This window comes from Streptomyces sp. JW3, from assembly GCF_052216785.1.
GTDB lineage: Bacteria > Actinomycetota > Actinomycetes > Streptomycetales > Streptomycetaceae > Streptomyces.
Map to the genome: position 1 here is coordinate 1 of NZ_JBQOUX010000045.1, position 18710 is coordinate 18710.

General features: G+C 75.9%; 15 protein-coding genes and 1 pseudogene. 7 read left to right on the forward strand and 9 right to left on the reverse strand.

Translation table 11 applies throughout. From position 1 onward, the window contains the following. Window positions 1-883, reverse strand: an 883-nt coding sequence (locus ACTT8P_RS19580) for a phytoene/squalene synthase family protein (protein WP_442832957.1), incomplete at its 3' end; no start/stop codon positions are given. Then, window positions 880-2367, reverse strand: coding sequence for a phytoene desaturase family protein (crtI, locus tag ACTT8P_RS19585; protein ID WP_442832958.1), 1488 nt, complete (start codon window positions 2365-2367; stop codon window positions 880-882). The genes ACTT8P_RS19580 and crtI, both read right to left, overlap by 4 nt. A gap of 409 nt (window positions 2368-2776) precedes the next feature. Between crtI and ACTT8P_RS19590 the strand changes: the two genes are divergently transcribed. Genes ACTT8P_RS19590 through ACTT8P_RS19600 form a run of 3 tightly spaced genes read left to right on the forward strand, consistent with a single transcriptional unit; the run spans window position 2777 to window position 6294 of the window. Beyond that, complete coding sequence (locus tag ACTT8P_RS19590; protein ID WP_442832959.1) at window positions 2777-3967, forward strand: lycopene cyclase family protein; 1191 nt, start codon at window positions 2777-2779, stop codon at window positions 3965-3967. Between the two features lie 33 nt (window positions 3968-4000). Next, complete coding sequence (locus ACTT8P_RS19595; protein ID WP_442832960.1) at window positions 4001-4735, forward strand: class I SAM-dependent DNA methyltransferase; 735 nt, start codon at window positions 4001-4003, stop codon at window positions 4733-4735. Continuing rightward, window positions 4732-6294, forward strand: coding sequence for an FAD-dependent oxidoreductase (locus ACTT8P_RS19600; protein ID WP_442832961.1), 1563 nt, complete (start codon window positions 4732-4734; stop codon window positions 6292-6294). Before ACTT8P_RS19595 ends, ACTT8P_RS19600 begins: the two co-directional genes overlap by 4 nt. A 125-nt stretch (window positions 6295-6419) precedes the next feature. On the opposite strand, the gene ACTT8P_RS19605 is transcribed toward ACTT8P_RS19600, so the two are convergent. The 3 genes from ACTT8P_RS19605 to ACTT8P_RS19615 form a co-directional block, all read right to left on the reverse strand. Further along, window positions 6420-8051, reverse strand: coding sequence for a phytoene desaturase family protein (locus ACTT8P_RS19605; protein ID WP_442832962.1), 1632 nt, complete (start codon window positions 8049-8051; stop codon window positions 6420-6422). Beyond that, a complete protein-coding gene (locus tag ACTT8P_RS19610) occupies window positions 8044-8553 on the reverse strand; it encodes an SRPBCC family protein (protein WP_442832963.1) in 510 nt (169 codons plus the stop codon). The genes ACTT8P_RS19605 and ACTT8P_RS19610 overlap by 8 nt, the downstream gene beginning before the upstream one ends. Window positions 8554-8654: 101 nt before the next feature. Further along, entirely contained in the window at window positions 8655-9191 is a 537-nt protein-coding gene (locus tag ACTT8P_RS19615; RefSeq protein ID WP_442832964.1) for an RNA polymerase sigma factor, read from the reverse strand. Window positions 9192-9431: 240 nt separating this feature from the next. On the opposite strand from ACTT8P_RS19615, the gene ACTT8P_RS19620 reads away from it, so the two are divergent. Together ACTT8P_RS19620 and ACTT8P_RS19625 are read left to right on the forward strand one after the other, a co-directional pair. Next, entirely contained in the window at window positions 9432-10409 is a 978-nt protein-coding gene (locus ACTT8P_RS19620) for a hypothetical protein (RefSeq protein ID WP_442832965.1), read from the forward strand. Window positions 10410-10576: 167 nt separating this feature from the next. Next, complete coding sequence (locus tag ACTT8P_RS19625) at window positions 10577-11719, forward strand: S1 family peptidase (protein ID WP_442832966.1); 1143 nt, start codon at window positions 10577-10579, stop codon at window positions 11717-11719. 205 nt (window positions 11720-11924) lie between these two features. Here ACTT8P_RS19625 and ACTT8P_RS19630 read toward each other — a convergent pair whose 3' ends face one another. The 4 genes and pseudogenes from ACTT8P_RS19630 to ACTT8P_RS19645 all read right to left on the reverse strand — a co-directional run bounded on the left by ACTT8P_RS19630 (window position 11925) and on the right by ACTT8P_RS19645 (window position 16205). Then, complete coding sequence (locus tag ACTT8P_RS19630) at window positions 11925-12371, reverse strand: hypothetical protein (RefSeq protein WP_442832967.1); 447 nt, start codon at window positions 12369-12371, stop codon at window positions 11925-11927. 130 nt (window positions 12372-12501) lie between these two features. Further along, window positions 12502-13699, reverse strand: a pseudogene (locus tag ACTT8P_RS19635) (cation:proton antiporter). Between the two features lie 917 nt (window positions 13700-14616). Beyond that, window positions 14617-15660: a polyprenyl synthetase family protein gene (locus ACTT8P_RS19640; protein WP_442832968.1), complete on the reverse strand. Its 1044-nt coding sequence runs from the start codon at window positions 15658-15660 to the stop codon at window positions 14617-14619. Window positions 15661-16010: 350 nt separating this feature from the next. After that, window positions 16011-16205: a hypothetical protein gene (locus ACTT8P_RS19645; protein WP_442832969.1), complete on the reverse strand. Its 195-nt coding sequence runs from the start codon at window positions 16203-16205 to the stop codon at window positions 16011-16013. 223 nt (window positions 16206-16428) lie between these two features. Here ACTT8P_RS19645 and ctaD point away from each other — a divergent pair, with 223 nt between their 5' ends. After that, window positions 16429-18141, forward strand: a complete 1713-nt coding sequence (gene ctaD / locus ACTT8P_RS19650; protein ID WP_442832970.1) for an aa3-type cytochrome oxidase subunit I — start codon at window positions 16429-16431, stop codon at window positions 18139-18141. Between the two features lie 156 nt (window positions 18142-18297). After that, entirely contained in the window at window positions 18298-18687 is a 390-nt protein-coding gene (locus ACTT8P_RS19655) for an SH3 domain-containing protein (protein WP_442832971.1), read from the forward strand. The last annotated feature ends 23 nt before the right edge of the window (window positions 18688-18710 follow it).

Genomic DNA, 18710 nt, shown 5'->3' on the forward strand with positions numbered 1-18710 from the left:
CCAGCGCCCGGCGGCGGCGCGGCACCACGGCCCGCCGGTGCAGCACGGCGTGCCCGCCGGCCGCGATGGTGTCGAGGATGCCCCGGTAGAGCACGCAGGCGGTGCGGACGCACGGCCGGGCCACCGGGTCCAGCATGGCGAGGCCGGGCAGGGCCTCGCGGTAGACGGACCGGGTCAGGTCCTCGGCGGCGCGCAGCGCGGCGGTGATCCGGCGGTCGGGGCGGCCGGTGCGCCGGCTCCACTGGAGCAGCGCCCGGTCGACGCCGTGCGCGCCGAGCAGGTCCGCGGGGAGGTAGATCCGGCCGCGGTCCAGGTCCTCGCCGACATCGCGCAGGAAGTTGGTCAGCTGGAAGGCGACCCCGAGCGCGGCGGCGTGCGGGGCGGCGGTGGCGCGGGCGGTGACGGTGCCCAGCACGGGCAGCATCTGGAGGCCGATGACGGCGGCCGAGCCGTGCGTGTAGGCGCGCAGGTCCTGGTAGGTGGCGTAGTCGGTGACGGTCAGGTCGGCGCGCATGGACGCCATGAAGTCGGTGAAGTGCGCCGGGTCGATGGCGTAGCGGGCGGCGGTGTGCGCGACGGCGCGTACCACCGGGTCCGCACCGGCCGGGCCGCCGGTGAGGGCCGTGCGCAGCCGGGTGTCGAGCCGGTCGAGGGCGGCGGCGCGCCGCTCGGCGGGGGCGGCGGCCAGGTCGTCGACGATGTCGTCGGCCCGGCGGGCGAAGCCGTACAGGGCGTGCACGGCGGGTCTGCGGTCGGCGGGCAGCAGCCGGGTGGCGAGGAAGTAGGTGCGTCCGTGCCGGGCGTTGAGGCGGCGGCAGTGCGCGTAGGCGGCGCGCAGGTGCGGGTCGGTGATGCCGGCGGCGTCGAGTTCGCGGGCGGTCATCGGCGGCCCCCGGTGATGCGGGCGGCGGCCAGTTTCCCGGACAGCAGGACGGTCGGCACCCCGACCCCGGGGGTGGTGCCGCAGCCGGCGAGGACCGCGTTGGCGGCGGAGCGGACCAGGTTGCGGGGGCGGAACGGGCCGGTCTGGGCGAAGGTGTGGGCCACCGAGAACGGCGTGCCGGCGGCGTGTCCGAGCGCGGTCCAGTCGGCGGGGGTCACCAGGCACTCCTCCTCGATGGCGGCGGCCAGACCGGTCAGGCCCCGGCGTTCCAGGGTGGCGAGCAGCCGCGCGCGGTAGTTGGGCGCGAGGTCGGCCCAGTGCGCGGCCGACGGTCCGATGTCGGTGTTGGGGCAGGGCGCGAGGACGTAGTGGGTGTGCCGGCCCTCGGGGGCGAGCGAGGGGTCACCGGCGGTGGGCCGGGTGATGAGCAGCGACGGGTCGGTCATCAGGGTGCCGGTGCGGGTGAGTTCGTCGAAGGTGCGCCGCCAGGCGGCCCCGAAGGAGAGCGTGTGGTGGGCCAGTTCGGGCCAGGTGCGGGTGGTGCCGGCGTGCAGCACCACGGCCGAGGGCGCGTGCCGCAGCCGCAGCGGGCGGCGCGGGCGGCGGCCGAGCAGCCGGTGCGCGACGGGCAGGTCGGGGGTGAGGACGACGGCGTCGCAGCCGATGCGCCCCTGGTCGGTGACGACGGCGGTGATCCGGTCGCCGGACCGCTCCAGCCGGGTGACGTCCTGCCCCAGCCGCAGGTCGGCCCCGGCGTCGGCGGCCGCGGCGGCCATCGCGCGGGGCAGCGCGTGCATGCCGCCGCGCGGGAACCAGACGCCCGCGACGGTGTCCATGTAGGCGATGACGGCGTACGCGGCCAGCGCCCGGGCCGGCGCCACCCCGGCGTACAGGGACTGGAAGGAGAAGACCCGACGCAGCCGTTCGTCGGTCAGGAAGCGTCCGATCCGGGCGTCCAGGCGGCCGAAGCCGCCGAGCGCCGCCAGCCGGGCGAGGTCGGGGGTGAGCAGGCCGAGCGGGGAGTCGAAGTTGGCGTCGATGAAGCGGCGCATCTGCACCGCGTGCAGCCGGGTCAGCCAGGTCCGCAGCCGCCGGTAGCCGGCCGCCTCCCGGGCCCCGGCGAACCGTTCCACCTCGGCCTCCATCGCGGCCGGCTCGGTGTGTACGTCGAGGGTGGAACCGTCGGCGAAGCGGGCCCGGTAGGCGGGGTGCAGGGGGAGCAGGTCGACGCGGTCGCGCAGCCGCTCGCCGACCGCCGCGAACGCCTCGTCGGCGAGGTCGGGCATGGTCAGCACGGTGGGCCCGGTGTCGAACCGGTAGCCGCCGCGCTCCAGCCGCCCGGCCCGGCCGCCGGGCACCACCGCCCGCTCCACGACGGTCACCCGCCGCCCGGCACCCAGCAGATGCAGCGCGGCCGACAGCCCGGCGAGCCCGGCCCCGACCACCACCACGTGGTCGGTGCGCCCGGCGACCGTACGGGTCATCGGATGCCCGCCCGCGCGCCCGGCGCCAGTGCGACAGGGGCCTCGCCGGCCGCGGGCACGGCACTCCGTGGGGGCGGGCGGGTGCCGCGCGGGGTGTGGTCGGCCCGGCTGGGGCGCATCCCGTGTCCTCCTCGTCGTCAGGAACTGTCCGTACCAGGTGCATTCCGTGCCGTGGGCGCCGCGGATGCGGTCACCCGCCTCGGTGACACCCCGGCGGGGTGGGCTGATGTGTTCCCCCGGCGCGGGCCGCGCCACCCGCTCTTGGGCCGATCATGTACGCCGCTCACCCGCTCGGCGGGTGCCGGGCACCGCACCTCCAGCGCGGCTGCATCCGGGCGGGCCGGCGGAACGGAATACTCCCGCCGAAGCCGCCCCGGGACGCGCGGGCGGCGGGCGGAGAGAGGCGGTCGTGCTGGACACGGACATCGTCATCGTCGGCGCCGGGGCGGCGGGCCTGTCGCTGGCGCACCGGCTGCCGGCGGCGGGCGACCGCCGTACCGCTCCCTCCGTCGCGCTGGTCGGCGCGCCGCCCGGCCCGCTGCGGGTGCCCGCCCGCACCTGGTGCTTCTGGGAGGCGGGACCGGGCCGCTTCGACCCGGCGGTGACGGCGTCCTGGGAGTGGCTGCGGGTGCGCGGGCCCCGGGGCGCGGTGGTCCGGCGGCACATCGCGCCGCTGCGCTACAAGATGATCCGCTCCGCCGACTTCGAGGCCCTGGTCGACCGCGACCTGGCCCGGCGGCCGGGGACCCGGCGGATCGAGGCGACCGTCACCTCGGTTGCCGCCCGGCCGGACGGCACCGCGCGGGTACGGGGCACGGACGCCGCCGGGCAGCCGGTGGAACTGCGCGCCCGCTGGGTCTTCGACTCCCGTCCGCCGCACCGCCCGCCGGCCGCCCGGACCCGGCTGCTCCAGCACTTCCGCGGCTGGTACGTCCGTACCGAACGGCCGGTGTTCGACCCGGCGGTGGTCGACCTGATGGACTTCCGCACCCCGCAGCCCGGCCACGGCCTGTCCTTCGGCTACGTGCTGCCCACCGGTCGGCGCACCGCGCTGGTCGAGTACACCGAGTTCGGCCCCGCCCCGCTCACCCCGGACGCCTACGACCGGGCGCTGGACGACTACACCCGCCGGGTCCTCGGCACCGGCGCCGTACAGGTCCTGGCCACCGAACAGGGGGTGATCCCGATGACCGACGCGGTCTTTCCCCGGCACCCCGCCGGGCCGGTGTTCCGGATCGGCGGGGCGGGCGGCGCGACCCGGCCGTCCACCGGGTACACGTTCGCCGCCGTGCAGCGGCAGTCGGCCGCCGTCGCCGGTGCCGTCCGGGCGGGCCGCCGCCCCGTCCCGCCGCCCCCGCACCCGGTCCGGGCCCGGCTGATGGACGCGGTGCTGCTGCGCGCCCTGGACACCGGCCGGGTGGACGGCCCCGACCTGTTCCTCCGGCTGTTCGACCGGGTACCGGCTCAGCGGCTGCTGCGCTTCCTGGACGGCCGGACCCGGCTGTACGAGGACCTCGCGGTCGGCGCCCGCACCCCGGTCCGGCCGATGCTGCGCAGCGCCGCGGAACTGCCCTGGCTGCGCCGCCGCCCCGCCCCCTGACCCGCCCCGCCCCCGTGACCGTGGAGTTCACCCATGCCGCTCTTGCGCGACACCGCGCTGGCCGCCGCCTTCGACCAGGGCGCCGACAGCTACGACCGGCTGACCGGGCTCAGCCCCGGCTACCACGCCCAGCTGCGCCGCTCCGCCCGTCGCCTCGCCCTGGGCGCCGCCGGCGCACCGGTGTGGCGGGTGCTGGACCTGGGCTGCGGAACCGGCGCCTCGACGGCGGCGCTGGCCGGCGCGCTGCCCGCCGCGCGGATCACCGGCGTCGACGCCTCGGCGGGGATGCTGCGCCGGGCCCGGACCAAGACCTGGCCGTCCCGGGTGCGGTTCGTGCACGCGCCGGTGGAGGACCTGGACGGCGCCGGGGTGCGCGGTCCGTTCGACGCGGTGTTCGCGGCGTACCTGTTCCGCAATCTGTCCGACCCGGACCCGGTGCTGCGCGCGGTGCGCGGGCTGCTGGCGCCGGGCGGTGTGCTGGCGGTGCACGACTACGCCCTGGGCGGCCGGCGTACCGACCGGCTGGTGTGGTCGGCGGTGTGCCGGGGGGTGGTGCTGCCGCTCGGCACGGCCACCGGGAACCGGGGGCTGTACCGCCATCTGTGGCGCAGCGTCCTGTACTTCGACACCGCGCCGGCCTTCGGCGCCCGGCTGGAACGGGCGGGCTTCGACCGGGTCCGGGTACTGCCGCTGCCCGGCTGGGGGACCGGCATCACCCACACCTTCCTCGCCCGCCGCCCGCCCGCCGACCCGGCGGACGTCCGATGAACCGGCGCGCGCGGCAGGTGCCCGGCCGGGACCGGCGGGCCCGGGCGCATCCGCCCCGGCCCGGCCGGGAGCGGGTGACCGGCGAGCCGCCGTCCGTGGCGGTGGTCGGCGGCGGCATCGCGGGGCTGGCGGCGGCCACCCTCCTCGCCGAGCGGGGTGTCCGGGTGGTCCTGTACGAACGCGAGCCGGTGCTCGGCGGCCGGGTCGCCGGCTGGCCTCTCACCCTGGCCGACGGCACGCCCGCGACGATGAGCCGGGGCTTCCACGCCTTCTTCCGCCAGTACTACAACCTGCGCGCCCTGCTGCGCCGTGCCGACCCGGCACTGGACATGCTGACCGGGCTGCCCGACTACCCCCTGGTGCACGCCGCCGGGCTGCGGGACGGCTTCCGCCGGGTGCCGCGCACTCCCCCGTTCAGCGCCCTCGGCTTCGTCGCCCTCAGCCCCAGCTTCGGCCTCCGGGACCTGCTGGCGCTGCGCCCCGCCGCCGCCCTGCCGCTGCTCGACCTCCGTACCGACCGCGTCCACCGCCAACTGGACCGGGTCAGCGCGCACGACTTCCTGGACACCCTGCGCTTCCCCGCCGCCGCCCGGCACCTGGCCTTCGAGGTGTTCTCGCGGAGCTTCTTCGCCGACCCCCGGCAGCTGTCGGCGGCCGAGATGGCGCTGATGTTCCACATCTACTTCCTCGGCTCCAGCGAGGGGCTGCTGTTCGACGTGGTGCGCGAGCCGTTCCCGCGGGCCCTGTGGGACCCGCTGGCCCGGCACCTCGCCGCGCACGGCGCCGAGGTACGTACGGCCACTCCGGTGGCGGCGGTACGTCCGCATCCGGACGGCGGCCACGAGGTGACGGCCGGCGCCGGTGGTGCCCGGCGGTACGACGCCGTGGTGCTGGCGCTGGACGCCGCCGGGCTGCGCACGCTCGTGGGCCGCTCACCGGGGCTCGGCGACCCGGCCTGGCGGGAGCGGGTGGCGCGGCTGCGGACGGCGCCGCCATTCCTGGTGTCCCGGCTGTGGCTGGACCGGCCGGTGGCGCCCGGCCGCCCCGGGTTCCTCGGCACCAGCGGCTACGGCACGCTGGACAACGTCAGCGTGCTGTCCGCGTGGGAGGGCGAGGCGGCGCGGTGGGCGGCCCGGACCGGCGGCGCGGTGGTCGAACTGCACGCCTACGCGCGGCCGGCGGACGCCGTCCGGGACGTCGAGGAGAAGCGGCTGATCGGCCAGTTGCACCGGGTCTACCCGGAGACCCGACAGGCGCGGATCGTCACCGAGCGGCACGAGTGGCGGGCGGACTGCCCGCTGTTCCCCGTCGGCGGATACCCCGACCGGCTCACCGTCCGCACCCCGGACCCGGCCCTCGTCGTCGCCGGCGACCTGGTCCGCACGGGGCTGCCGGTGGCCCTCATGGAGCGGGCGGCGACCTCCGGTTTCCTGGCGGCGGGTGCGGTGCTGGAGCGGTGGGGGGTGCGGGGGGAGTTGCTGTGGACCGTGCCGGACGGGGGGCGGAACGCGGTGCTGCGGGCGCTGGCGCGTCGCGGAGGTGCGCAGGGGGTGCGTTGACGGCTGCGGGTGCGCGGTGGTTGCTCGCGCCCCTTGAGGGGCATGTGCCGGACGTGCCTGAAGGGGCGCGGGGAACTGCGCGACCAGCCAGGACACACCCGCACCCGCCCGCGCACCGAACCGCCCTACCGGGCCCGCGGCCGCCGATCCCCCACCCGGTCCCGCCCGGTCAGCGCCCGCTGCAAGCGCCCCAGCCCCGCCCCCCGGTACCGCCGCAGCGCCGCCCGCGCCGCGTTCGCGCCGGGCGCCCCGTGCACGCCGCCGCCGGGGTGCGCGCCGGCGGAGGCCAGGTAGAGCCCGGCCACCGGCGTCTCCGGCCGCCCGGTGCCGGGCACCGGGCGGAAGAACAGCTGCTGGTGGATGGCGGTGGTACCGCCGTTGATCGCCCCGCCGTACAGGTTGCGGTCCAGCGCCTGGAGCGTCGGCGGGGCCAGGATCCGCCGGGCGCGGATCAGCGTGCGGAAGCCGGGCGCGAACCGTTCCACCTGGCGTTCCACCCGGTCGGCCATGACCTCCTGTTCCTTGGCGTCCCAGCCGCCGGTGAGGCCCTCGTCGCCGGCGTCGCCCCGGATGTCGTGCGGGACGTGGGTGTAGGCCCAGGCCGACTCGGTGCCGCGCGGTGAGCGGGACGGGTCGGCGGTGGTCATCTGGCCGAACAGCGAGAACGGCCGGTCGGGGACCTGCCGCTGGGAGATCTGGGCCATGAACCGGGTCAGCTCGTCCAGCCCGTCGGCCAGGTGCACGGTGCCGGCCCGCGCCGCCGCCTCGGACCGCCACGGCACCGGGCCGTCCAGCGCCCAGTCGACCTTGAAGGTGGCGAAGTCCCACTGGAAGCGCCGCAGGTCGTCCAGGAGCTGGGCGGGCAGGTCCGCCGGGTCGAGGAGGGAACCGTACAGGTCGGGCACCGACACGTCGGCGAGCACGGCGCGCCGGGCGGCGACCGTCTCGCCGTCTGCGGTCACCACCCCGACCGCGCGGCGGTCGCGGACCAGCACCCGGTCGACCCGCCGGCCGCAGTGCAGGGTGCCGCCGCGGGCCTCCAGCCGGCGGGCCAGCGCCCCGGTCAGGGCGCCGGCCCCGCCGACCGGGACCGGAAAGCCGTAGGTCTGTCCGAGCATGGACATCAGCCAGCCGAAGCCGCCGCTGCCGGCCGCCTCCGGGGACAGGTCGGCGTGCAGGGCGTTGCCGGCCAGCAGCAGCCGGCCGCCCTCGCCGCGGAACTCCTCCTCGCCCAGCCGGCGCACCGGCAACAGCAGGGTGCGGGCCAGCCGCAGGGCGCCCCCGGCGCGCAGCCGCACCGCGAGCCGGGCGGTGGCCCGGACCGGTGGGAAGGGGGTGAACAGGGCGTCGAGGATGTCGGGCCGGTGCCGTTCCCAGACCGTGTGCAGCCGGTGCCAGGCGGCGCCGTCGCCGGGCGCGAAGGCGTCGAGGGAGGCCGCGGTGGTGGCGACGTCGCGGTCGAGGACCGCGCAGCCGCCGTCGCCGAGCGGGTGGGCCAGCACGTGCGGCGCGTGGCTCCACCGCAGCCCGTGCTCCTCCAGCCGCAGCCCGGTCAGTACCGGCGACGCGGCGGCCAGCGGGTAGAAGGAGCTGCACAGGTCACTCACGAAGCCGGGGGCGACCCCGCGGTCGTGGCGGGCCGCGCCGCCCGGTTCGGGCTGCTCCTCCAGGACCGTCACGCTCCAGCCGGCGTCGGCCAGCAGGTTCGCCGCGACCAGCCCGTTGGGTCCGGCGCCGATCACTACGGCGTCAGGCACGGCCCGCTCCGGGCCGGGCAGCCGATACCGGGCGGCGCCGCCCGCCGGCCGCTCCGTCCCGCGCCGCTCCCTCCCGTGTCTCGCACAGCTCCGCGAGCCGGGCGAGCATGGCACGGTGGCGCAGCTGGATCAGCAGTTCCACGCCGGCGTTGTGCAGGACGCCGCCCGGCCCGCGCAGCGGGTGCTCGTCGACGATGACCAGGCAGTCCTCGCCCCAGGGCCGCAGCTCGACGGCGATCCGGGCGGTGCCGAGCCGGCCCGCCTTGGCCTCCAGTTCCAGGGCGGTGCCCGCCTCGCAGCGGCGGACCACCGTCTCGTTGGTCAGCCGGGCGGGGCCGAGGCACACCTCGTAGTGGATGGTGGCGCCGACCTCCGGCCACTGGCCCTGTTCGGGGGTGACCTCGGAGGGGCCCACCACCCATTTCACGTAACTGTCGGGGTCGGCGAGTACCGCCCACACCGCCGGCGGGCTCGCCTGCACGAGTCGATGACGAACTGCCACGCGCTTCTCCCATGTCCGGTACCGGTGACACCTGCGCGTCGCACTGAGTGCCCCGTCCGCGCCCGGACAACCCGGCTGCGCCGAAGACGCTGCCCGGCGGCTCAGGTCCCGGGCCCGCTGTCCAGGCCGTCCCGCAGCCGGTGCAGGCCGCGCCGGGCGTGGCTCTTCACGGTGCCCAGCGGCCAGCCGGTGCGGGCGGCGATCTGGGTCTGCGACAGGTCGTCGTAGTAGGCCAGCCGCAGGACGGTCCGCTGGGCGGGCGGCAGCTTGGCCAGTTCCTGCCGGATGACCAGCCGGTCGAGCACCGTCTCGGGCCGGGCCGCCGGGTCGCCGGGCCCGACCGCGAGGGCCTCGCCGGCCGCCGCCAGCAGCGCGGTCCGGCGGTAGCGGGCGGCCAGTTCGTCGGCGATCTTGCGGCGGGCGATGCCCACCAGCCAGTTCTGGAGCGAGCCGCGCTCCGGACGGTAGCCGTGCCGGCCGCGCCAGGCGGCGGCGAACACCTGCTGGGTGACGTCCTCGGCGTCCCGGGCGTCGCCCAGCGTGCGCCGGGCCAGCCCCCGGACCAGCGGCGCCCAGGCGCGGTAGGCGGCGGCGAACTCCGCGCCGCCGGCCGGTTCGGCGGTGTCGGTGCCGCTCATGCCCGCTCCTCGTGACGGTGACTCCGTGCTCGTCCGGCACCGCGGGCGCCCGTCGCCGGGTGCGGGCGCCCGCGGTGCCGTCATCGTCGGAATCGGCGCGCACGGCGGACAACTCGCATCGCTTCTGCGTCGGATGACCACCCGTGTGCGGGACCCGGCCGGCCGCCGCGTTACCCGGCCGCGCGCACACGGGACACATGGACGGCACATGGACCCGCCGTCACCAGGAGGTCGCCCCCGATGCACTCGCCGAACCCGCCGCACCCGCCACACCCGTCACCCCCGGTGACCGCCGCGACCGCCGTGGACCCGCCGGACCCGGCACGGGACCCCGGTCTGCGGCAGGCCGTCGAGGCGGTCGCCGGTCTGCCCGCGCGGTGGACGCCGGCCGCCGAGCACACCGCGCGCGGCCTGTGGCGGCTGCCCCGGGCGGCCGACGCCGTGGCGCACGCGCTGACCGCGGGCGGCCCGGCCGGGCGCGACCGGGGCTGGGTGATGGTGCGGACCCGGGTGACCGAGGAGATCGCCTCGGGACGCGACTGGACCCGGGAGGCGGCCGGCTGGCTCTCGTTGGCCGAGGCCGGCTGGGCGGAGTCGGCGTGGCTGACCGGCGACCTGGCCTGGCGGGCCCGCGCCGAGGAACGCAGCGCGCTGATCTTCCTCACCGCCCGCCATGTGGCGGGCACCGACCCCGGCACACCGTTCGGCCGGGCCCTGTGGCACTGCTTCCTGACGACCCTGCGCTACGACTTCCGGTGCGCGGACATCGAGGACTTCTTCGCGGGGACCCTGGCCGGCGCACCGGACGACGACGGAGCCGGCCTCGACCCGTACAGCGCCGCCATGCGGGCCTTCGCCCTGCTCGGACGGTCCCGGGTGGCCGGGCTCCCGCTGCTGGCGGCCGTGCTGGCCCGCGCGGCCCACGACGAGAAGGTCGTGCACGCCCTGCTGCACGGCCTCTGGCTCGGTGAGGACCTGCCCGAACAGCCGGGCCGGATGCTGGAGTTGCTGAGCGCCCCGGCGTTCGCGCACGGCCTGGGGGCCGAGGCGCTGCTCCGCAAGGCGTCGGCGCTGCGCCGGCTGCGGCGGTTCGACGAGGCGCTGACGGCCGTGCGGTCCGCCATCGACGGCCTCGGCCCCTGCGAGGTGGTCGTGCACGGCGACTGCGTGCGCGAGCGCGCGCTGATCCTGGTGGAACGGGATCTGTACGGCTCCTGAGCGCCGCGGCCCGGCAGTCGCCCCGCAGCGGCGCGGGGAACTGCGCCCGGCATTGGCATGGACCTGACGCTCACGCCTGGCTAAACTCTGCCCAACCCCATCTGAGAGCGCTCTCAAACAGCGGTTGTTCCACCCCCACCTTGCTGGAACGACGAAGGGCAACTCCCGTGAGACGCAGCAGACTCAAGCACGCCGGGCTGGCCGTCCTGCTCATGCTCGGCAGCTGGACCGCGGCCGGCTCCCTGCCGGCCGCGGCGAACGAGGAGGCACCGGCCTCCGCCGGTCTCCTGAAGGCCATGCAGGACGACTTCGGCCTCACCCGCGCCCAGGCCGAGGAACGGCTCGCGGCCGAGGAACGGGCCACCGGCCTGGAGCCGGCCGCCCGCCGGGCCGCCGGCGGCGCCTTCGGCGGGTCGTGGTTCGACGCCGGGACCGGACGGCTGACCGTGGCCGTCACCGACGACGCGTCCGCCACGACGGTACGGGCCGTGCGGGCCACCGGCGCCCGGGTGCGCACCGTCGAGCACAGCGCCCGCGCGCTCGACGCCGCCAAGACCCGGATCGACGCTCTCTCCGCCCCGTCCGGCGTCGGCGGCTGGCACGTCGACCCGGCCGCCAACTCGGTGGTCGTCGAGGTGGTCGAGGACGAGCGGGCCGACAACGATGTCCAGCGCTTCCTGGACCGGGCCCGCGCGGCCGGCCCGGTCACCGTGCGCACGGTGCCAAAGGCGCCGGGCACGTTCGCCGCGGGCACGGTCGGCGGCGATCCGTACTACACGGGCAACGTGCGCTGTTCCATCGGTTTCTCGGTGTACGGCGGCTTCGTGACGGCCGGTCACTGCGGTGGCGCGGGGGCCGGGGTGAGCGGCTGGGACGGCTCGTACATCGGTACGTTCCAGGGCTCGTCGTTCCCGGACAACGACTACGCCTGGGTCAGCGTGGGCAGCGGGTGGTGGACGGTGCCGGTGGTGCTCGGCTGGGGCACCGTCTCCGACCAGTTGGTGCGGGGCTCGGCGGAGGCCCCGATCGGCGCGTCGATCTGCCGCTCCGGGTCCACCACGCACTGGCACTGCGGCACCGTGCTGGCCAAGAACGAGACGGTCAACTACAGCCAGGGCGCCGTCCACCAGATGACGAAGACCAGCGTCTGCGCCGAGGGCGGCGACTCGGGCGGCTCCTTCATCAGCGGCGACCAGGCCCAGGGGGTCACCTCCGGCGGCTGGGGCAACTGCACCAGCGGCGGCGAGACCTGGTTCCAGCCGGTCAACGAGATCCTCAACCGCTACGGGCTGACCCTGCACACGGCCTGACCGCGGCGGCGGCACCGGGGCCCGTCACCGGCGGATGCTGTTGGCTACCGGCGGGCGGGCCCCTTTGCGCGGGCGCCACGCGGCAGCGGGCCCCTTTCCGCGGGCGCCACGCGGCAGCGGGCCGGCGCACGCCCGACGCGCTCACCGTGCGGCTCGTGCCCGTCCCCGCCGCACCGGCCCCGGCCCCGGCGCCAGAGCGACGCCCTCAGTCGTCCCCCGCGCCCCAGCCCGCCGTCCCCCGCGCCTCGTACCCGCCCGCCGTGGTCAGCCGGCGGTAGGCGGCGCGGGCGTGTCGTACCCGGGCCAGCGCCGTACCGACGAGGGCGGCGGTGAACAGGCAGATGAGCCAGGCCGCGTCCCGGGTGCCGGCCCAGGTGAGGGTGCCGGCGGGCGGGATGGCGAAGCCGTTCAGGGACAGCCAGCACAGTACGGCGGTGCCGGGCGCGGCGGTGAACCGGGCGCACAGCCCCAGTACGGCGGCGAGCAGCGACAGGACCGACAGTGCGAGCCCCGGGCGGCCGGGGCCGACGACGCTGTTCAGCAGAGCCACCAGGACCAGCGCACCGGCGAACGCCCCGGTCCACACCAGCGGAGCCGCCACGGGCTGGGGGACGGGACGCGCCCCGCGTCCCAGGGGCACCCACTCGACCATGCTGACGGCTCCTTCCGGTCCCGGGCGGCGTCGACCACGACGTCGGCCGCCCCGCGGGCAGATTGTCCCACCGGCACGCGGACCGTACGGCGGCCCGGCCGAATCACGCCGCTGATCCGGCCGGCGGTGCCTACCGCTCGGCCTCCACCGGCCGCGGGGCGGCCGGTGCCTGGGGCCCGGCGCCGTCCGTACCGGCGGCACCGCCTCCGCCGCCCGGCCCGGCGCGCCCGGCGCGAAGTCCGCCGGCGGCCCGCAGGCCCGCGGCGAGTACCTGGGCCCGCCCCGCGACGATCGGGCCGAGCACGGCGAGCACCAGGACGTACCCGGCGATGAAGGGGGCGAGCCGCGCGTCGAGCCCCGCGCCGGCCGCCATCGCGGCCAGGATCAGCGCGAACTCGCCACGGGCGACCAGCGTCGTGGCGATCTCCGCGGCCGGTGCGGAGCCGTAGCGGTACACCCGGGCCACGCACAGCCCCGCGACGACGTTCATGACGAGGGTGAGGGCCGCCGCCGCGGCGACCGGTCCGGCGACGGAGGCCAGGTCGCCGGGGTCGATGGCGAGGCCGAAGGCGAAGAAGAAGATGGCGGCGAAGGCGTCGCGCAGCGGGTGCACCAGTTCCTTGACGCGAGGCCCGGAGGGTGTGCCGGCCAGGATCAGGCCGGCCATGAACGCGCCGATCGCGTCGGCGACCCCGAGCACCTCCGAGACCCCGGCGACCAGCACCGCCGCTCCGAGGAAGCTGATGACCAGCAACTCGTTGTCGGGGGTGGCGATCAGCCGTCCGGCCAGCCGGGTGCCCCAGCGGGCCGCGGCGGCCAGTACCAGCAGGAACCCGAAGGCCCTGCCCGCCTGGAGCGCCGTCTCGCCGAATCCCTCGGCCCCGCTGATCACCGGCTGGAGGGCGGCGAGGTACAGCGCGAGGAAGATGTCCTCGACCACGATGACCCCGAGGATCAGCCGGGTCTCCGGACGGCTGATGCGTCCGGTGTCGATGAGGATCTTGGTGACGATCGCGGACGAGGAGATGCCCAGCACCCCGGCGAGGACCAGCGCCTCCCGCACTCCCCAGCCCAGGGCGAACCCGAAGCCCAGGCCGGCCCCGACGTTCAGCACCAGGTAGCTGCCGCCCGCGGACAGCAGCCGCCGGCCGCCGCACCAGTCCGAGCGCCGAGAGCATCTCGAAGTCGTGCGCGTCCTCCACCAGGACGAAACCCGGCGTGTGCGGGCCGAGCAGGATGCCGGCGAGCATGAACAGCGGGATCGTCGGAAGTCCGATCCGGCCGCCGAGCCGGGCCAGGAGCGCGGCGGCCAGGAAGGCGCCGCCCATCGCGAGCAGCGTGTCAGCGTGCCCCGTGGCACACCGCCTCGGGCCGCGCGGGGAGTAGGGATCGCTGCACGTGACGGGGGTGGATGCGGGTCCTCCTTCGGCTGTCTTCCGCTGGGCCGGCACCGCTGGGCGGCGCAGGGGAACGCGGGCGCGAACGGCCGTACGGGGAGGACTCGACGGCGGCTTGCGACGGCCGGCCGGTCCGGTCCGGAGCGCGTCGGCGCGCCCGGCCCGACCGGGGCGTGCGGCCCGCGGTCCCGGCCGCTGCCGCCCGGCTGTGTCCGGGCTCCGCGACCGCCTCCCCCGCCCCGGCGGCCCGGGGCGCGGCGTGCCCCCACCGTCACATGGCCGGGTCGGCGGCGGCCATCGGGGGTGACACCCAATTCCGTAGGGGCCGGCTAGGGGCCGGCCCCCAGTACGCCGCGGCGGCCGCGCGAGGGGAGCCGCGGCCGACTCGGGGATGCCGGCCGCGGCCCGCCCTGCCGTACCGGGCGCGGGAGGACGCGCGCCCGGGTACGACCTGCGGCTTCCCGGCCTCCGGGACGGGACACTCCGCCGTCCGGGTGCTCCAGGTCGGAAACCGCGCCGCGCGGCTCGCCCCGGCGGCCGAGGAGGACCGGCTGCCGGCCGGAACTGCTGGGCTCCGCTCGGTGGGCGGCACGGATCCACGGATCCACCGTGTTTCTGTGCGTCAGGGCGCCGCCGGGGCATCGGCATCGGTTCGCCCCGGGGCCGCGGCCGCCACCGCTCCGGCCATCGGTCGGGTCATCGGTCGGGTCATCGGTCGGGTCATCGGTCGGGTCATCGGTCGGGTCATCGGACGGGGCATCGGACGGGGCATCGGTCAGGCCGTCGCCCCGCCTGCCGGTCGGACGGGCTGTCGGACCGCCTGTCGGACCGCCTGTCGGGCAGTCGCGTCAGGACTCGCGGTGGGTCGTCGCCCGGGCGATGTCGTGCAGTTGCCGGTAGGCGTCCGCGGTCGGCCGGGCGAGGGAGAGGGCGCGCAGCGCGGCCGACCGCTGGTGCCGGGCCTCGTCCTCGGCCGCCTGCCGGCCACCGGCCTCCTCGATCAGGTGGCGGGCCAGCTCGATGTCGTCCGCCCGCAGTGGCCGCGGGGCCCGGTACAGGTCGCGCAGCCGGGCCGCCGCCGGGCCGGCGGCGGCCAGCGCGGCCACCACCGGCAGGGACTTCTTGCCGGCGGCCAGGTCGGCGCCGACCGGTTTGCCGCTGCGCGCGCTGCGGCCCCAGATGCCCAGGACGTCGTCGGCGCACTGGAAGGCGACGCCGAGCCGGCGGCCGAACTCGCGCAGCCCGCCGACCCGGGTGGTGTCCGCGCCGGCCAGCATCCCGCCGAGGGCGCAGGCGCAGCCCATCAGCGCGCCCGTCTTGCCGGCCGCCATGGCCAGGTAGTCGGCGACCGTCACGTCGGGCGCCTTCTCGAAGGCGACGTCGCGGCTCTGGCCCTCGACCAGTTCCAGCAGGGTGCCGACCAGTTCCCGGATCGCCGTGGCGGCCTGGCCCGGCGGTACGTCGGCCAGCACGCGCAGGGCCGTGGCCAGCAGCGCGTCACCGGTGAGCACGGCGGCCGGGGTGCCGAACAGCGACCAGGCGGCGGGGCGGTGGCGGCGCAGCGCGTCGCCGTCGATGACGTCGTCGTGCAGCAGCGTGAAGTCGTGCACCAGCTCGACGGCCACCGCGCCGGGCAGCGCGGCCGCGGGGGCGGCCCCCATCGCCACCGCGGACAGCAGGGTCAACGCCGGGCGCACCGCCTTGCCCCCGCCGGTCGGCGCCGCACGCGGCGCGCCGTCGGCCTCGCACCAGCCGCGGTGGTAGGCGGCCACCAGGCGCTCCGCGGCGGGCAGCGTCCGCACCGCCTCGCGCAGGGCGGGCAGCAGCGCCTCGTCGACCCAGTCCAGGCGCGGGAACACACTTGCCGGGGACGGGTCGGTGATGTGCGACACGTACAACTCTCCTCACGGTGGCGCCAAGACGGGGGACGGGGCGGCAGGCCGGGCGGGGACCCGGCGGAGCGAGCGGCACCGCGCCGCCCGACCGCCCGACCGCCCGGTCAGTCAATCGGCCGCCGGGTCCGGCGAAGTGGCCGCGGCGGTCCGCCCGGCCAACGATCACCGGAGCAGCGCAGCCCTGTGACCATGTGGCCGGCCGACAATCGGACAACGGGGCGGACGTGCGCCGGCCCCGCCGCGGGGGTGTGCGGCGGGGCCGGCTCACGAACGGTGTGGGCATCCTGGACACGCGGGGATCACCGGGCACATGGCCCCGCGCGCCGGGCGCCGTCGCCGACGGTCGGTCAGCACGGCGTGGTGACCATGAGTTTCTCGAACGAGGCCATGCAGTCCGGGCAGTGCCGTGCCCGCTCGCCGTCGGCCGCCGCGATGCGTGCGCGCAGTTGCTGCCCGCACAACGTCGCCGCGGCCTTCTTGGCCATCACATGCCACACCAGGGCTCCGCCCGGCTTTTCCGGGCCTACGCACATCTCGTACATATCGGCCTCCCAGGTTGGACGCCGCTGTCACTCTCCAGGAGACACCGAGTCCGGCCGTATCCCTACCGTGCGGGGGCCATTCGGGTGAACGGCCCGGTCGGGGCCGGGCCGGCATCCACCCGGTGGGGAGAAAACGATCAGCCATCCGGCCCCACCCGCGTGGACGTCTGACGCGTTGTCGGAATACCGCAGGGGTACCGATGGGTCCGACCCGAGGAAGCTGATGGCGACACAGACGGAACCGCTCGCTCCGGTGCGGGCGGCAGTCCCCCGCGGCGGCGGCCGGGTGGTCATTTCCTGGCTGACCACCACCGACCACAAGAGGATCGGCCATCTCTACCTGATCACCTCGTTCTGCTTCTTCCTGATCGCGGGCGCGCTGGCGATGGTGCTGCGGGCGGAGCTGGCCCGGCCCGGGATGCAGGTGCTCTCCACCGAGCAGTACAACCAGACGTTCACCATGCACGGCGCGATCATGCTGCTGCTGTTCGCGACGCCGACCTTCGCCGGGTTCGCCAACGCGGTGATGCCGCTCCAGATCGGTTCGCCCGATGTCGCCTTCCCGCGGCTGAACATGTTCTCGTACTGGCTGTTCGCCTTCGGCGGGCTGATCGTGCTGGCCGGTTTCCTGACCCCGCAGGGCGCCGCCGACTTCGGGTGGACGGCGTACACGCCGCTGAGCGGGGCGGAGCACACCCCGTACGTGGGCGGTGATCTGTGGATCATGGGGCTGGGGCTGTCCGGGTTCGGCACGATCCTCGGCGCGGTCAACTTCATCACCACGATCATCTGCATGCGGGCGCCGGGCATGACGATGTTCCGGATGCCGATCTTCACCTGGAACGTGCTGCTGACCTCGGTGCTGGTGCTGCTGGCCTTCCCGGTGCTGGCGGCGGCGCTGCTGGTGCTGGAGGCGGACCGGCGGTTCGGGGCCCGGGTCTTCGAGCCGGCGAACGGGGGCGCGCTGCTGTGGCAGCACCTGTTCTGGTTCTTCGGCCACCCGGAGGTCTACATCCTGGCGCTGCCGTTCTTCGGGGTGGTCAGCGACATCATCCCGGTGTTCGCCCGGAAGCCGATCTTCGGTTACGCGGGGCTGGTCGGCGCGACCATCACGATCACCGGGCTGTCGGTGGTGGTGTGGGCGCACCACATGTTCGCGACCGGTGCGGTGCTGCTGCCGTTCTTCTCCTTCATGAGCTTCCTGATCGCGGTGCCGACCGGGGTGAAGTTCTTCAACTGGATCGGCACGATGTGGCGGGGTTCGCTGTCGTTCGAGCCGCCGATGCTGTGGGCGGCCGGCTTCCTCGTGACGTTCCTCTTCGGCGGGCTGACCGGCGTGCTGCTCGCCTCTCCCCCGCTGGACTTCCATGTCACCGACAGCTACTTCGTGGTGGCCCACTTCCACTACGTGCTGTTCGGCACGATCGTCTTCGCGATGTTCGGCGGGTTCAGCTTCTGGTGGCCGAAGATGACCGGGAAGATGCTCGACCCGCGCATCGAGAAGATCCACTTCTGGACGCTGTTCGTGGGCTTCCACACCACGTTCCTGGTGCAGCACTGGCTGGGCGCCGAGGGCATGCCGCGCCGGTACGCCGACTATCTGGCCGCCGACGGCTTCACCGCGCTGAACACCGTCTCCTCCATCGGCGCGTTCCTGCTGGGCCTGTCCACGCTGCCGTTCCTGTACAACGTGTGGCGCACGACGACGCGCGGCGCGCCGGTCGGGGTGGACGACCCCTGGGGGTACGGGCGTTCACTGGAGTGGGCGACGTCCTGCCCGCCGCCCCGGCACAACTTCCACGCGCTGCCCCGCATCCGCTCCGAGTCACCCGCCTTCGACCTGCACCATCCGGCCCTGGTCCGGCTGGACGAGAAGGAGAGCACGGGTCAGCGGGACGTGATCGACGCCCCGGGGCACGAGGGCGAACGGTCCTGATGAGGGGAGGGGCCGGGAGGGTGCGGTCCGTCAGGGCTGGGGCAGCCGAGTACGTGCACGGCCGCTGGATGCCCTGACTTTTCTCAGGGACACCTGGCGTCCCGGGCTCCCTACAGTGCTGAGTGACCGACCGCACATGAGCACTGGGGGAAACACATGCCGACTCGTCCCTTCGCCAGGGCCGCGCTCCTCACGGCCGGGACACTGATCCTGCTCGCGCCGCTCACCGCCACCACCACCGCCGCCACGGCTGCCGTCACCTCCGCCGACGCCGGGCGGGAGGACGCCCGGGTGCCGGCCGCGCCGTACGCGGTCGAGCCCTACGAGACCGTCAACGTCCGCTCCGGTCCGGCCCGGTCCTACGCGAAGGTCGGGTCCGTCGCGGCCGGGCAGCCGCGCGGCGCCTACTGCTGGACGCACGGCGAGACCATCACCGACAACGGCTACACCAACGACGTCTGGGTGCAGCTCCTGGAAGGCTACGTGAGCGCCGTCTACCTCAAGGGCGACGCGTACGGCGACCTGCCCGCCTCGGCCACCTGCTGACACCGCACGGACCACACACCTAC